General features: G+C 46.1%; 14 protein-coding genes. 4 read left to right on the forward strand and 10 right to left on the reverse strand.

Annotated features, from left to right (window positions below; genetic code table 11):
* Positions 1-2: 2 nt before the first annotated feature.
* Positions 3-629 carry a Vat family streptogramin A O-acetyltransferase gene (locus AC791_RS10540; RefSeq protein WP_049840398.1) on the forward strand — a complete coding sequence of 209 codons (627 nt, stop codon included), beginning with the start codon at positions 3-5 and terminating at the stop codon, positions 627-629.
* 81 nt (positions 630-710) lie between these two features.
* Here AC791_RS10540 and AC791_RS10545 read toward each other — a convergent pair whose 3' ends face one another.
* From AC791_RS10545 to AC791_RS10565, 5 genes are all read right to left on the reverse strand, one after another.
* Complete coding sequence (locus tag AC791_RS10545) at positions 711-1103, reverse strand: cell envelope integrity TolA C-terminal domain-containing protein (protein WP_228136897.1); 393 nt, start codon at positions 1101-1103, stop codon at positions 711-713.
* Positions 1104-1283: 180 nt separating this feature from the next.
* Positions 1284-1820: an AAA family ATPase gene (locus AC791_RS19770; RefSeq protein WP_077264655.1), complete on the reverse strand. Its 537-nt coding sequence runs from the start codon at positions 1818-1820 to the stop codon at positions 1284-1286.
* Positions 1821-1967: 147 nt separating this feature from the next.
* On the reverse strand, positions 1968-2288 hold the full coding sequence (locus AC791_RS10555; RefSeq protein WP_077264623.1) for an ASCH domain-containing protein: 321 nt from the start codon (positions 2286-2288) through the stop codon (positions 1968-1970).
* A 236-nt stretch (positions 2289-2524) separates the two neighbouring features.
* Entirely contained in the window at positions 2525-2656 is a 132-nt protein-coding gene (locus tag AC791_RS20860) for a hypothetical protein (RefSeq protein ID WP_265597048.1), read from the reverse strand.
* Positions 2657-3225: 569 nt separating this feature from the next.
* Positions 3226-4296, reverse strand: coding sequence for a mechanosensitive ion channel family protein (locus tag AC791_RS10565; protein ID WP_416202293.1), 1071 nt, complete (start codon positions 4294-4296; stop codon positions 3226-3228).
* Between the two features lie 27 nt (positions 4297-4323).
* Here AC791_RS10565 and AC791_RS20785 point away from each other — a divergent pair, with 27 nt between their 5' ends.
* Entirely contained in the window at positions 4324-4650 is a 327-nt protein-coding gene (locus AC791_RS20785; RefSeq protein ID WP_228136915.1) for a hypothetical protein, read from the forward strand.
* Positions 4651-4710: 60 nt separating this feature from the next.
* Here AC791_RS20785 and AC791_RS10570 read toward each other — a convergent pair whose 3' ends face one another.
* The 3 genes from AC791_RS10570 to AC791_RS10580 are packed head-to-tail and all read right to left on the reverse strand — an operon-like array spanning position 4711 to position 8098.
* Positions 4711-6030 (reverse strand): MFS transporter, encoded by a 1320-nt coding sequence (locus tag AC791_RS10570; RefSeq protein ID WP_049840399.1) that lies wholly within the window; start codon positions 6028-6030, stop codon positions 4711-4713.
* Positions 6031-6060: 30 nt separating this feature from the next.
* Positions 6061-7089 carry an N-acetylmuramic acid 6-phosphate etherase gene (murQ, locus tag AC791_RS10575; protein ID WP_416202304.1) on the reverse strand — a complete coding sequence of 343 codons (1029 nt, stop codon included), beginning with the start codon at positions 7087-7089 and terminating at the stop codon, positions 6061-6063.
* The gene (locus tag AC791_RS10580; RefSeq protein ID WP_199485514.1) at positions 7013-8098 is read right to left on the reverse strand and encodes an anhydro-N-acetylmuramic acid kinase; all 1086 of its coding nucleotides are present in this window, start codon (positions 8096-8098) and stop codon (positions 7013-7015) included. Before AC791_RS10580 ends, murQ begins: the two co-directional genes overlap by 77 nt.
* Before the next feature lie 247 nt (positions 8099-8345).
* On the opposite strand from AC791_RS10580, the gene AC791_RS10585 reads away from it, so the two are divergent.
* Both AC791_RS10585 and AC791_RS10590 read left to right on the forward strand, forming a co-directional pair.
* Entirely contained in the window at positions 8346-9203 is an 858-nt protein-coding gene (locus tag AC791_RS10585) for a MurR/RpiR family transcriptional regulator (protein WP_049840402.1), read from the forward strand.
* Positions 9204-9451: 248 nt separating this feature from the next.
* Entirely contained in the window at positions 9452-9871 is a 420-nt protein-coding gene (locus AC791_RS10590) for an ASCH domain-containing protein (RefSeq protein ID WP_049840403.1), read from the forward strand.
* Between the two features lie 246 nt (positions 9872-10117).
* Here the strand turns inward: AC791_RS10590 and AC791_RS10595 are convergent, their stop codons facing one another.
* Together AC791_RS10595 and AC791_RS10600 are read right to left on the reverse strand one after the other, a co-directional pair.
* Positions 10118-15061, reverse strand: a complete 4944-nt coding sequence (locus tag AC791_RS10595; protein WP_049840404.1) for an NACHT domain-containing protein — start codon at positions 15059-15061, stop codon at positions 10118-10120.
* Between the two features lie 250 nt (positions 15062-15311).
* A complete protein-coding gene (locus AC791_RS10600; protein WP_049840405.1) occupies positions 15312-16205 on the reverse strand; it encodes a dihydrodipicolinate synthase family protein in 894 nt (297 codons plus the stop codon).
* Positions 16206-16210: the final 5 nt, after the last annotated feature.

Below are 16210 nucleotides of genomic sequence, written 5' to 3' on the forward strand. Positions count from 1 at the left end.
TTATGCACGGACCCGATCCCTACAGCACACATCCTATGAAAGGATTTCCTCAGATTTGCTTCATTAAAAATACGATAAAAAATCCTAATATCATAGTGGGTGATTTCACCTACTACGACGATCCCGAGGACTCGGAAAATTTTGAACGGAACGTCCTTTATCATTTTCCTTTTATTGGGGACAAATTAATCATTGGTAATTTTTGCGCCATAGCCAAAGGCGTTAAATTTATAATGAATGGGGCAAACCACAAAATGTCCGGATTCTCAACCTTCCCATTTTATATCTTCGGGAACGGATGGGAAAAAGCTACTCCACAAACGGATGAGTTACCCTACAAAGGCGACACCGTGATTGGTAACGATGTATGGATAGGGTATGAAGCTCTGATTATGCCTGGCGTGATGATTGGCAACGGAGCGATAATTTCCTCACGTTCGGTCGTCACTGCTGATGTTCCAGCCTATGCTATCGTGGGTGGCAATCCTGCAAAAGTGATTAAAAAACGCTTTCCAGATGAAACTATAGTGACACTGGAAAAGCTGGCATGGTGGAATTGGCCGGTGGAAAAGATCACGCAGAATATGATGGCAATAATGGCAAATGATATTGAAGCATTGCTTACTTGACGGCTATGACCGCACCGCTTTCCATAGTCCTGAAGTCTTTGTAGCCTTAGTTATGATAGTACGTAGCAGGTATAAAATGCGCTAACCGTCTATATCAAAACGGGATTTTTGAAAGTCGCGGTATACCTCTTGATGAGTAAATGCCGGGAATTTGGCTTTCTGAGCGGCTGATTTTAGTGCTTCACAGTAAGCCTTATTGCCGTAACTGGTAGATACTTTTAAAGCCGTACCATTTTGCGCAAATTCAATATGCACCCTGCATTTTTTGCCTTTCCAGCGTTGTGGCTCATCAAGTTGATCCGTTATTGCTGTTCTGATAGCCCGTGCTTGCGTACCCCACTCATCTTGATCATCCCAATTACCAGAGCCACAACTACCCGTGGCAGTGGTTTTATGGCATCCAGCAGGGTGTAACGGTGCGCAACCTGCTGCCATATTGGCTACCATCGCCAGCATAAAAATTTTCTTTATCATGTTATATGTGCCTTCGGCTGTCTGTTCATTCACTTAACGACGTAGAAATACGGGCATAGTTTTCCGCTACTCTGGATACATTTTCAACTGCTCTTTCTGGTGGCAACGCGCGTGTAATGAAGCTTTGACTTGTTCTCTGCTGAGGGCCGCAAGCATTAGCGGATCCATCCTCTGACATGATTAGGAAATATCGCAGCTTTGATAGAAGGCATTAATATCACGAGGTGATGCCAATAATACTTTTGGAATGGTTGCCTGCTCAAAAATTTCTCTGTGAACAACATGATTTTTAGGCGCAATATGCACAATATATTTAAGCATTTCCCATGTCACATTCTCCTTCTGGATTGTCAGACCACCGATCCTGGGCGTTGATGAGTAACATCGGCGTATATAGCGCTGTAACGCGATCGCGACTGGCACATTAAGCAGTATCAGGCCAGTAGCATATTGAAGTCGGTGATAAATACATTTTGTATAATTGCCCTCGATTACCCATTGTTGCCCACGAATAGCCTCTTCATGTAACCGATAAAAATCTTCGGGTGCACGGGGGATCCATTTTGTATCAGGTAAATGATGCAATTGGTCCAGATGAATTAACGGTAATGACCTTTTAGAAGCAATGGCTTTTGCCAGTGTGGATTTACCGCTGTTTGATGGCCCCATGATGCATATGCGCGGGCCAAGGTCGTTCAGTGATAACGTCGTACTCACCTGTGCCACCTAAAAATTTCTAAATTCAGACAATAAGAAAAATATATTACATGGTAAGGGGATAACAACGCTACCTGACTAACTGGTTGATCGCAACGGTGAGATTCATAATACTGTTTTCCGTTGCCCTGGCGGTAAAGATCCCTCTTATATCACAGGCAGTGAGTGGTGGATAACCTGGACGCCGGAATCCATTTCTATGGACGGGTAGTGCTCACGCATCCCTTCCAGCAGTTCAGCATCCGGCCATTCTTCGCGTTTATCAAGCCTGGCTGCAACATCAGAAAGCGACATGTTTTCAACGTGTGTGACACATACCATCACCGTGTCGCTGGAATCCTGCGTGTTTACGTAGAGCATAGGGCCCGGGACAATTTCGCATTCCCGCCATCGAATGGTGTGACGCTTCCTGCCTGCGCGAACTTCCACCAGCAGGCGAGGCACGATCTCAAGATTCTGCAATGACATATTATCTCCGGTTAAAAAAGCGCTTAACCCTTTAAGTCTGTCTATCGGAATGTTTTAATCATGCGCATTTGAACCTTCATCAGGGGAAGGCCCACTCCTGGCACAAAACGGACTCGCGCGCGTGGCAATATTCGATTTGAGCAAAAAGCGGAAGTGCGAAATTATTCTCTGGCCTGATGCCCTTACTCACCTGTTCCCGCGTCAATTAACATGGGAACAGGTCATCTTCAGAGGTGTCAGGAATAAGTACGTTGGGAACTGGCAGCATCATTGCCAACGGCATGTTGAGGCCCGGGAAACCAGCCGTCTGCTGCCATAGTCATGCAGGTCGCAGATAAAAGAAGCGCCAGCGCTATCCAGAATTTCATACTCTTCTCCTGATATTGAGTCGGTCATCGTTTAAAGCTTACCGTTGAAAACAGTAATTTTTTGTCAGGCAGTAAGGCTAGACGCCAATACAGCATGAAGCAACTTTGATCGGGCCAGAAAACCATAATCCCGGATTAAATGACAGATTGGGTGGGCTAAAATTTGCCAGTATTTATTTTTTACTATTCGTGGAGAAATCCTTATGGGAATTTGCACAAGGAAAGCTCAACCTTCTGATGTTAAAAGTATTTTCGACGTCAGAACCGCTGTTACTGAGAATCACCTGAGTCGTGAAGAAATGCGGCAAATGGGAATTACTGAAAGTGTCGTCGCCGGGATGATCGCAGCGAGTGGCTGCGCATGGGTCGCAACCGATAACGATAAAGTTATTGGCTTCTCGATGCTATTTTATCTGTGCTAGCTTCCCGTCTTTAACACTGGCAGGAGTAGACATCTTCTGCGCCTGGTACAAGCGGGCCGCCAGATAAAACGATCCCGCCTGGGTTCATGACGTTAAGCCAGCCAGAGCGCCGGGTCTGGCTTACAGCGTACAGGGTGTCACCGTCGATTACTGCGGGTCACCTGCGCGGGCATCGGAGCGCTCTGTACGCGGCTGCGCCAGCCGCGCAAAATCGGAGCCAGACGGATGCTGGTATATCTGCAGTTCAAAGTGGCGGGCCATCGCATAGATATACTCAAAAATCGCCGCCTGAGTATTTTCATAATCGGCCCAGAAGATAGATGAGGTAAAGCAGTAGACCTCTACCGGCAAACCATCCGGCGAGGGTTTTAGCGGGCGCACAACGATATACATCTCTTTTTTAATATCCTCTCGCTGAGCCAGCCAGGCGGTCAGGAATTTACGGAATACCATCAGGTTGGTGATACCGTTTTCCATAAACCAGCGCTCGCCGACCGCGCTGATATCACGTCCATCCAGCAGCTCAGTAATGGAATCGCTGGCAATGCGGATCTGGCTCATCGCCTGTAGCATCTCCTGACTGACAAAGGTTATCGACTTCTGATCGAGATAAAAGCTGCGCATAATACGGCGCGCGCCCGAGGAGAACATCGCCTGCCAGTTGGTGTAGGTCTCGGTGAGGAAATTCTTGGTCGGGATGCGTGAAATGGTGTTATCCCAGTTGCGCATGGTAATGGTATGCAGGGCAATATCGATAACCTCACCACTGATATTTCTGTCAGGCATCTCAATCCAGTCGCCCAGTTGCAGAACATCGTTGGACGAGATCTGAATATTCGCCACCAGTGACAGAAGGGTGTGCTGGAAAATCAGCATCAGCACTGCGGCGACCGCACCCAGCGAGGAGATAATAATGGCCGGTGACTTGTTAGACATAATCGCCAGGATCATGATCGCGGCAATGATATGCACCAGGATTTTGCCAATCTGAATATAGCCTTTGATCGAGTGATTCTTGCGTTTCGATTTGCGCGAATAGGAGCTATTAACAATCTCCAGCACTTCGTTGAAAAAGATCGACAGATAGATAAAAAACAGAATGCCGCAGATGGTCTGAATGGCCACTTTCAGATTTCCCGGCAGGTCCGGCATAAACTGCAGGAAGTTGTAAACCACAATGACCGGCACAAAATTCGACAGCTTCTGCGAGAGACGCACATCTTTATCCAGCGGAACGCCCTGTTTATGGCTGCTGAAAAAGACTCTTCTCATCACTCTGACAATGAAGAACTTGCAGAGCAGGTGCGTGACCATCCCGGCCAAAACCAGCAACAGGAGACTGAAGCTGATCGACAGCACCCGGTTTCCCTCAATAAAAGCCATGATACTCTGGATAAAATGCATGATAACCATGTGCGAAAAAATGTCAGGTATGAATTAAAGCACAATGTGAGGAAGTTTGTTACGCGTCATAAGACCATTTCTTTGCTCATGGCGGTTGTATTTTCCATCGTCCATTTAGCCTGCAAATTGAGGGCAGGGCGCAGTGATTTACTCAGACTGATTATGTGATATTCAGCTGCCTGAATTAACAAGGCACAGCTAATTTTAGCTGTGCCTTTTCTGTCACGTTTACGCTTCTTCAGGCTCATCCAGTGAACGCAGATGGTCATCTTTATTGAGCGTCATCAGCGCAGGTATGCTAATAAGTGCCGTCACCATGACATACCACGCCGGGATGTCGATATTGCCCGTTTGCTTGATAAGTCCGGTGATTATTAACCCGGCACAACCTGAAAATACGGCATTGGAAAGGGCATAGGCCACTCCTAGACCGGTGTAACGTACCCGGGTAGGAAACATTTCTGAGAGCATCGCGGGGCCGGGGCCAGCAAGAAGCCCGACAATACCGCCTGCAATAAACACCACCAGCGCTTTTATCATCAGCGTGGTGTCGGCCTGGAGTACCTTCAATAACGGCATCGCCAGAATCAGCAGTAATAAGGCCGCCATGACCATCACTTTTCGGCGTCCAATTTTGTCGCTCAGCATCCCGGCAGGAATAATTGTCGCTGCAAAACCCAGATTTGAAATAACCGCAATCAATAAAGCAGTGTTAAACCCGGTGTGCAGTGAGGACTGGAGATACGTCGGCATAATAACCAGGTAAGTATATCCTGCCGCTGACCAGACCATGACGCGACAAATACCCAGCAGAATGATTTTTAATGTCTTATGCACACCCGCCCGCACAGGCACCGTTTTTTGCGGCTGTTGTTGCTCCGCCTGCTGGCGCACGAAGCTGGGGGTCTCTTCCATATTGAAACGGATCCACAGGGCAAACGCTCCCATGGGCAACGCCAGGAAGAACGGAATGCGCCATCCCCACGAGTGCAAATCTTCTGTGCTGAGCACTGCCGAGAGCAGGGCGACAATACCTGCGCCTGCAAGAAGCCCAAGCGCGACGGTAAACGACTGCCAGGCACCAAACTGGCCCCGCTTTCCCCTGGGGGCGAATTCAGTCATCAGCGAAACCGCACCGCCATACTCACCGCCCGCAAACAGACCCTGCAGGATCCGCAACGCGGTGATAATAAGAGGCGCCGCAATACCGATACTGGCATACGTGGGGACCAGTCCGATCACGGTCGTCACAAGCGTCATCATGATGAGAACGAACACCAGAGTCGGTTTGCGTCCTATCCGGTCACCCATCCTGCCAAATACCACGGCGCCGAGAGGTCTGAAGAAAAAGGCTATAGCAAATGAGGCATAGGTCAGAATAATCCCGGTTAACTCAGCTTCGCCCTCCAGCCTGAAAAAATTCTGTGCAATGACGGTGGCGAGAAAGCCATATACGGCGAACTCGTACCATTCAATAAAATTACCTACCGAACCGGCGATTAAGGCGCGCTTTTGGGCAGGAGTAATAGCGAGATGTGAATTTTGCATTGCCGCTCTCTTTTTTTAACCGATAAACGATCAGATGCGATCCTGACGGGTAATCGCATCCCTTAACCGACCCTGGGCGCTGTTGAGTAAATGCTCGGCGTCATTGCGATCCTTACCGCTCAGAAGCATTAGTATGGCCAGCCTGGCATTATTGTCCGCGCGTTGCAGGACATCAGCAGCCTCAGACGCATTGCAGTCAGTTGCCTGCATAACGATGCGTATTGCGCGCGCGCGCAATTTTTCATTACTCGCCTGTACATCCACCATCAAGTTTTGGTAGCACTTGCCCATCAGGATCATGCTGGTGGTAGACAGCATATTGAGGACCAGTTTCTGGGCGGTACCGGATTTTAGTCGGGTCGAGCCTGTCAGCACTTCGGGTCCGACGACAGGGGAGATGGCGATATCAGCAATCTGGGCCATGTCTGAATCAGGGTTACAGGTGAGTGATACCGTTGCTGCCCCGATCTCTTTCGCATAACGTAGCCCGCCCAGAACGTAGGGCGTACGTCCACTGACGGCAAGACCAACGAGCGTATCGCGCCCGGTCAGCCCGATATCCTGTAAATCGGCCATACCAGCAACGGCATCGTCTTCTGCACCTTCGACGGCATTGCGAAGTGCCCGATCTCCGCCTGCAATAAGGCCGATAATCTTGTCAGGAGGCACGCCAAAGGTTGGCGGGCATTCGGAAGCATCAAGCACGCCCAGGCGTCCGCTGGTGCCGGCCCCCTGATAAATAAGACGTCCACCGCTACGCAATGACTGGACTGCTTTTTCAACCGCCGCTGCAATAGCGGGCAGCTCTTTTTTTACAGCCAGAGATACCTGTGCGTCCTCGTTGTTAATCAGCATCAGTATGCTTTGCGCAGGCAGATCGTCTATATCCCGGGTTTTTTCATTACGCTTTTCGGAAACCAGTGAGTCGAGGATCCGCAGCAGATTTGTCTCTGTCATTTTACATTCCTGAGGATTGAAAACATTACGCCGGATAAATGGCTCCAAGTGAAACAGGCCGCGAAGCCCCGGTAACACCGGGAAGATTGCCAGGCAAATTATTGAGGCGCCGGAAGGCCAGCCATGCAAAAGCGGCCGCTTCGACATAATCGACATCAAGGCCATTTTCGGTTGTGGTGCCCACCGTCCATGCTGGCAGTAACAGGGCCAGCCGCTGCATTAATAACGGATTTTTTGCCCCGCCGCCGCAGACCAGCAGCCGCCGGGTAGTGCTGTTTTCCGGTATTTTTCCGAGCTCGCGGCTGATGCTCACTGCGGTAAACTCCACCAGCGTGGCCTGAACATCCCGTGGCGCAACGTGCAGAAAATCTTTCAGCTTATTGTTAAGCCATGTCGGGCTAAACAACTCTCTTCCGGTACTTTTGGGTGCCGTCTGAGAAAAGAACGCCTCATCCATCAGGTGTGCCAGCAGGCGCTGATCCACTTCTCCAGTTCTGGCCCAGGCAGCATCACGGTCAAAACGCTCGCCAAGATGCTGTTCCGTCCAGGCATCAAGCAGAAGATTACCCGGACCTGTATCATAACCACGCGCAGGCTGGCCGGGCTCCAGAATGGATATATTGCTGATCCCGCCGATATTAAGAACAACCGTTAAACCGTCAGGCTGCGTGAATAACGCGTCATGGAAAGCGGGTACCAGCGGTGCGCCCTGTCCGCCGAAAGCAACATCTTTACGACGGAAGTCAGCAATCGTCACGATCCCGGTCCTGGCGGCAATGATGTTGGCATCGCCAATCTGCATGGTGAACGGAAACTCGCCCCACGGGGCGTGCCAGACCGTCTGACCATGGCAGCCAATACCTTTAACATCTGTAGCGTTTATATTCTGTGCGGCGAGAAGTTCATTAACCGCCCGGGCGTAAAGCTCGCCCAGACGATGATCAAGCTCACCCAGCTTTTGTAACGATGCTACGCCATCGTGGCACAGCGTTGAGAGTTCGGTTCGCAGATCGTCAGGCATCACCGTGAAACCTGCGGCCACCATTGTGAGATTTGTTGCGGACAGATCCATCAGAACCGCGTCCACGCCGTCCAGACTGGTTCCGGACATCAACCCTACATAAAGTTCTTTGGTCACTTTTTCCACCTGCCACTGTCAGAGTGAAGATTGCTGAATGTATTATCGTGTTAATGAAAATAAATTATTCTTAAATTCTCGCAACAGGTAATATAATATTCGTATGGTGATTGCGATCATCGTCACATTTCATTGACAATATTGCCTCTGTCTCAAACGCTTCTTCAGACGCCGGGCAAAAGACGCTACTGTGCTTAAAATGGGATAAATGAGGGAAGAAATGACCATCCTGACGAGAATTTCTGCCGCGCTGGATACCATGACGCTTCATGAAAAACAGATTGCGCGTTTCATACTTGAACAGCCAGAACGCGTCTGCCAGTTGACCTCCAGTGAACTCGCTGAAGTGATTGGCACCAGCCAGTCAGGTATTGTTAAGTTCAGTAAAAAACAGGGGCTGGCTGGCTTTTCTCAGCTCAAGATGGCCGTTAATAACGCGGTTGCCAGACGACATGTCTCCGCTCAACAGGGTCTGCACGGGACCATCAACGCCAGTGATTCACTGAGCGAAGTATCGCTGAAGCTGCTGGGAAGCAAACTGCATTGTCTGCGGGAAACCATCGAACTGAATAAAGACGCTGTTATTTTACAGGCGCTGGATATTCTTGACGGCGCGCGGCGTATTCATCTTTGTGGCGTAGGTTCCTCCTCCCTGGTCGCGCGGGACTTGCAGTTCAAATTGCTCAAACTGGGGCGAGTGGCGATTCACGATCGTGACAGTCATGTTCAGATAGCTAACGCCTCTACAATGACAGAAGATGACGTATTGCTGGCATTATCCCATTCCGGAGCCAGTCGTGAAATCATAGAAATAGCGGATGTGGCGAGGTCACAGGGGGCGACAATCATTTCGCTATCACGACCCACTGAAAACGCACTGACCGCACGAGCGGATATTTGTCTCTATACCGTTGCTGATGAAGAAAAAGCGCGGGTATCATCAATCACGGCGCGTGATGCCCAGCTTTTGTTAATCGATCTGCTGTTTATTCAGCTGGCTCAACGTCAGCCGAATGCCGGTGAATATGTACGCAAGAGCAGGGAAGCGGTAGAAAAATTAAAGAAACCGAAATTATAAGCGTACCGTCTGTCGCGCAGCGTAATTCAGCGGACGGCAACGTAAAAAGACCGTTATTCAGCGCCATGCAGATTTGACGTCGGCGGCGCAGGGCCTGGCGCACCTTTGACGGTTCAGATCATTGGTATTACATGGCGAAGGACTGACGCTCGCAGTGGTGTTACAAAGATGAAGTTTGTCTTACATAGTTTATATTAATCGGACAAAGGTCACTTTCTACTAAAAAATTAAATTAACAAAGGCTGACAATGACAAAGCTCGAGGAATTGAAAAGCATTTATCCTGGTACACTTGTCTGGCACTTTGGCGATAGCCCAAAACTTGCTGACGAACTCGTTCAACTGGTTCTGAGTGGGATTAAAACAGCAACCTGCTGTTCGAAAAATTCTTTTCAGCGTGAATATGAACGAGGCGAAGCTCCCTGCGCTGGAAGTTACAATATCATTCTTGACGGAACCTGGCATCCAATGTGCGTGATTCAGACTGTCAGGTTGCAGAACATTCGCTTTTGTGAAATGACGAGCAAACTCGCTAGCAAAGACGGCGAAGGGGATTTAAGTCTGGAATACTGGAAGGAAGGCCACAAACGTTATTTTGAACGTGAAGGTACTTATTCTGAGGAAATGGAACTAGTCTATGAGGAGTTAGAGCTTACCGAGATTTTGTAAAATTCCGCTTCTGGCACAGAGCGGATGTGTAACCTTAGTAAGGTCTGCTGTGAGTGGGAAGCAGACGTTATAGCTGAAAAAAAATACATATGATTATTAATATCTTTAGAAATACAAAAAAATATCTGATTGTGATATAAATAGGATTTAAAACACTGCATAGTAAAATTGTCGAACTGACTAACAGTATAAATCCCCTCATGGTAGAGGGGATTTTAAAAATAGAGCCATACTTCTAACCGACGTTTAATGAATTGGCCCCGCTAGCACATCAAGTAGCGAGTGAACCACTGGTCTCACAAATGTAGATAGCGCATCAAAGCCATGAGCAGGAATTACTGGGCTTCTATTTCTCTCGTTAAGTAAATTAAGACATAGCTCTTGTGTATCCATTTCTAGCTTACCTGTCGAGGATAAATATCTTGATATACTAGAAATTTCACTTTCTGTTGGATGCGATATTAGCCACGTACTGATCAAACTCACAAACTCACTATCACTGCCAATCCTAGATTTCAGTGCATAGTTAATTCTATCCTGAAAATCCCATACAGAGGTATAACTTCGATTTATCATATTTTTTACAAGAACACCAAGTTGCTCTGCTTCAAATCTTGATGCAGCAAAAATTATAGGTACAGCGTACTCTCTAAGTGTGTATAAATCACTTAACAATGTTTTAGCAACGCAATCCAGGCTAGAATCGTGCGGGCTGTAAATAGCCATTGCAGCTACGCCATATTGATAATCGCAATCATGCAATATTTTTCGTAATTGATTTAATAAATCAGCGTTGCCACCAAAATGCTCGCGCAAGATATATGCTGCTTCAAAATAGCTTTGATATGCTTGCCATGTGTCATGGGCATTTTTATCCTTGAGGTGGTTTATAACTGATAGACAATGGCGTAAAAGTAAATCACTCTTTGGTAGTTCCTTAGCTAATATCAGTAACTCTTGAGAAGCAAGCAAGTTTGTGGTTTTTTCACAATATTTAATAAATTCTAGCCGCAGTGATGAGTTGGCTGAAATGTATGGTGCTATAATAGCAAAATAGTGAGGTTCAGAAGTGAAACTATTTAGTCTGGATACAAAATTCCGATCAAAGTTCTTATCTAATTCATCCCAGTTCTCGGCAATCAATCTAAGTAATGATTGAGATTCCCTGCCATAACAACCCAGAGAAATATCTAAAGGTTTATCATTCCATTTAAGAGGCACGAATTGTTTTGTAGCGCCATAAGCAATAAGGCCAGCAAAAGCTGCAGCTCGACGTTCATCATGATCCGGACCGACGGAATTCGAATCAATAATTAATTTTTCAATTACTTTTTGACGATTGTTATCTGTTGGCAACAATGCTTGATAATTTTTTATAGCGCCATGAATTTTTAACAGCCCATCGGCTTCGTGATCATATTTCCCAAGAATTTTCTTTGCGGTATCATTGCGATCAAACTCATTTGATGCCGCGTCTATTATTTGTTGTCGCATTGTTATAGTAAGCGAGCCAACTTTTTCAGCGATTTTTTGATGAATATATGATTCATCATTATACACTGATGCTAGCAGTGCAATTGGAGGGCGGCATCCATTAAGCTTTGAAAGAGCATACTCCTTGACCCTAGGTTCATTTGGAAATAATGCGATTAAATTATTTGAACCAGAAAATGCATCATCTGGCTCGGATAGAATCTTGCAAATTAGAAGGTCAATAATTTCTTTTTCTGACTCAATATTTAGCTGACTGAAAGCAGAAATCAAAAGATCGCTTCTGACTTTTTCATTGGATTTAATGATCCTAAGAAGCTCTTGAATACATATACCTCGTTCGAACATTTTAGGAAATAAGCTAACAACATGTAGTTTTCGTTTGTCCTCCCAATTGAGAATTTCTTGGATTAGATCTTTTACATCAGGATCGTTAGAGCTCTTCCCTTCTAATAAAGAGAACATTGCCCAATAAACTGAGAAATCTTCTGAGGTTCTCACCTTATCTATCAGATGCTTCTTGATACGAGAGTCTTCAATATTACTATAAATTGGTTGCAGCCTATACTCATGATATTTTGATTTCTCGGATGTGACCGCAATAACAAGCTGCTCACATATTTCAACATTCGCTTCAGAGAACTTAAGTAACCACTCCCAGTCATGGCTGAAATTCATGATAAATGGGTGGTCTGATTTAATTTCGGTTAAAATCCATTTACAAATATCAGGGTTGTTTGCATCGCAACTCATGAGGTACTTCTGTGCAATTTCTTTGTCAATTTGATCATGTTGGCTAGCGGTATTATTTAATGAGGAAAGACACACCATAATAATTTCATTATTATTCTGCCAACCTTGAAGCAAGCACTGCCCGACAAACGCTCTATAATCATAATCTATTTCATCATGCCAACCTATAAAGATCAAAAGTGTTTTCATATCCTCAGCAGTATGAAAATTCAACTGTATTTTACACCAAATTATACTCAGGAGGAGTGGCTTGTATTTCAAAGTCAATACATTAGTAAGTTGGTTGTTTAAGAATTGATTACCCGGCCAGCCCACTGCCAGAGCTTCCAAAACTATTCCGATAACCATTAAATCGTTGTCACCTCGAAGCAACGATATTAACCATTCCTCTACTTCAATATCCCCTTTATATATCACTGCTAGAGTATGTGCAGCTGTTCTAGAATTGATAACGCTGTCATTCTTTATACCTTGCTTCAGGATATTTAGCAAACAATCTGAGCGAGGCCATGACAATAATGCACGATAAAAATCCTGTAAATATTCATTGCTCCTAATTCCCCATTTCATGATGTTTGTGGATGTCTTTTCTCTCAGTGATGGGTTATAAATACCTTCAAGAGCAGCACCTAAATGTGCTCGCCGCTCGTTAATCCAACCACTTCCTGAAATTATATCAAAACTGCGTTCTGAAATTTTTATAGCTGTCGGCTTATTTATTTCGGCTCCCCCAAAAACCACATCAGAGAGAAGCAAACGACGATGCAGTGCTCCGATAGCGTCGTTCTCAGGTTCATCAATCACCCTAACAATTTTCTCAGCTTCAGATCTTCTATTATTTCTAGAAATTAAATCTCCAAATACACTCCTCCAGCGATAGTTGCTAGCATTTTCTCGAACAAAACCCAAAATACGTTCTATAGGCCAACCATGAATATGAACGGATGCAAGATATTCTTCTATGCTCGCATGAACAAACCCTACTTCTCCACGCCCTTTTTCTACAAGCAGTCCCATTGTTTCGGAATTAACGGCTAGAATCTCACTAGCAACTTCCAAAGCCTCACGAGAAGAGTAGGAGAATCCCTCAGGATCCGTTAGAAAGTTTTTAATACATTTTCGAGCTAATTGTATGGGATAACCTGCATCACCTCCTTCTGAGCGGATCTCAAAAGCAAGGGCTGCAAGCGCCTCACGACGAACATCCGTTGAAGCTGCTATAGAAAATCGAGGAATCACATCACCAGCAGCTGTGGCCCGGCTATATGGATGAAGTTCTAACAGTAACTCTGTTAATTGGTTTAGTGCTTGAGCTTTGTTCAATGGCAAAACTAATTGACGTACAGCGAGTGCAATTAGCCCTAACAATAGCAGAGGTGTTTCTGCTAATGTCGCCAATCCCCTCCCTTTGTTTAACTCCGTAAAAAATCTATTTGTTTGCCAGAGCACAGATTCATAAGAGGGTAGGGTATTATTCTGATCCATATTTCTTGAAAACCATATGGTTGCTATTTCCCTTTGCTGCAATTTCGATAAAGGTGCTAGATGCCCGACAGCCCAGTAGTCAGGTATACCACCTATTTTCGATAGCCCCCCAGGGCGAGCGCTAATTATAATAGGAATGTTATGTGCAGAGACTATAGTTAGCATTACTTGCAAAGTTGTGCGGGCAGCCTGCTCATTTGCCCACTCATCAAGTCCATCAACAAAAAGAACCACACGTGACTCATCAATAGCTTTATCTATCAAAGAGACTAAATCTGCAGTTAGTTGCTGTTGCCATGTTGCACGAAGCAACTCTTTAATGCCAACTGCTTCGGCATTGGCTTCAGTTAGTCGCACCCATTTTGCGAATGAGATAAATAAAGGTAGGTGAAGTCCCCATTTTTTAGCTACATCAGAAAATCGCTCCTGTTCGCCAAGAAGATCAAGTGCCATGCATCTCAATACAGTACTTTTACCTGTTCCAGCTTGCCCAATTATGGCAATTCTATCCGACTCAGCCAGCCATTTTGCGATAGGGGTACGGCGATACTGCTCGGTTTGAAGATTTTCTTCGGTCTTTAGTTGTGAAATTGTTTCTTTTGGCTGGTGCTCACGCCTTGGTGCGGCTAATTCACTCTCCTTTTTTTGTACTATGTAGTTTATTGAACTTTCTTTCAATAGAACGTCTGGCACCGAAAAACGTTCTAGTAGTGAGATGGGAACGGAAGGTTGATCTGAAAATGGCGATGGTGTATTTACAGGGATTTTATCAAGAAGCTCAAACCCGGCTTGATAAACCCGCTGCAACTGAGCTCTTACCTGATGGATTTCTCCCCCATCTAGCTTTTGGAGATGATGTTTATCTATTGTATCGCCAAAAAAGTTTTTCGCACATTCGCGGCCAAAAAACTCCAGAACTATGTCAGGGTGTTCACGTAATAATGAACTTAAATCATGACCACCAAGTACTATTAAAGAAATTCCTTGGGCTCGAAAAAACTTAGCTTGTTCTTCTATCGCATCCTGCAAATTGACATCATCGACGGCGCATTGTACTGCAATATAAAAGACATCTGTTTTACGTGACCATTCTCCATTTAGGAAGGTCGAACAGGCATCTTTTAAATTAGTGGAAGTATATTTGTTGTAACACTTAGCTTGCCATGTATTATATCTACTGTTGCGTTTGCGAGCAAAAATATCTATACCTTGTTGGGCTTGACCAGTTCGACCATATAAACTATGGGATTCTACATCTGCATCCTTACCAGCTAGCCGATAACATAGTTTCTCAAAGTTTACCCAGCGCAATTCACCGAATGGTAGTACCTGTGAAACTGTCTGAACTGGGATAAAATGTGGCACGTGGCTAGCTGGTGCTGTAATAGCATTTTCTTTCTTTTTTTGTTCCATAAATTGGTGCCCCTCCAATTGAAATGGTTCAGCATTCATGCGATTCATATCAATGCTACCTTTTATGAGGCATAAAATACCGAATTACATTCTTTCAGTCGAAGATAATTTACCAACTAACACGTGATGATTTTGTGGCTTTAGTCATGTCCGCTCCTGGCACACAGCAGACCCTCTGATGCGCGGTAAAGTGAGCTATAAGCGAAGACAAACCCAGCTATGCGGCTGCAAAATGCGAAGGAACTGGTCATCTGCGGTGATACACAAGAAACGGCATACTGTCAGTCTTGCGTATTGATCACTTCAGCTTCAGTAGATTTATGACATGCGCAACATCCGCAATATCACCTGCCGATAACGGTTGCAGGGGACGAGGCAGACAATCCGTATCGGTAAATCCGAGCACACCGGCGGCGGCAGCAATAACGCGAAGGCTTCCGCCATGTTTACGGAACAGCGACCATAATGGCTCAAGGCGGGTTGTCAGGGCAGTAACGCGTTGATGATCCTGTGCCGCTGCTGCCTCAGTGATCTGTTTTGCTGTTTCCGGAAACAGACCACCGCACACCGAATACCAGACTTCACAGCCGGCATTTAATCCTCTTCCGGCATCAGCATCGCCACTAATCCCAATTGTTACGCCGGGGCGCAGATGTTGACGCAACGCATTCACTCGTTCGATCGCTGCGGCCGGGTGCTTCGGAACACCGGGGATTTTAACTGAGCGAATCCCCTCAAGTGACGAGAGACGACCGTGCAGTTCATCCGTAAAGGTAAAATGCGTGGTGCCTGGATTATCATAGATGCACACCGGTACAGACACGTGGCGGGTAACGGTCTCGAAAAGTGAGAACACTTCTTCATCACGAAGTGACTGATAGCTTACCGCCGGAAGCAACAGGGCACTGGCGCCGGCAGCCTGTGCGTCATCAGCCAGATGAAGAATGGCATCGGTACTGACTGATCCAATACATACCATAACAGGGATATTCCCGGCATGTTGTGTTGCCAGAGTTGCGACGCGTCTGCGCTGTTCCCGGGTCAGATAGGCGTAGCTTCCGGTTGATCCCAGTATGCCCATAGAATTAACCCTGGCCGCGGTAAGGCGGGAAAGAATATGGCTAAACCCTTTTTCATCCACCTTGCTGGCGATGATCGGGGTTAGTGGAAACGCTGACAACCCGGTAAACATAAGCC

This window comes from Klebsiella sp. RIT-PI-d (assembly GCF_001187865.1).
Taxonomy (GTDB): Bacteria; Pseudomonadota; Gammaproteobacteria; order Enterobacterales; family Enterobacteriaceae; genus Superficieibacter.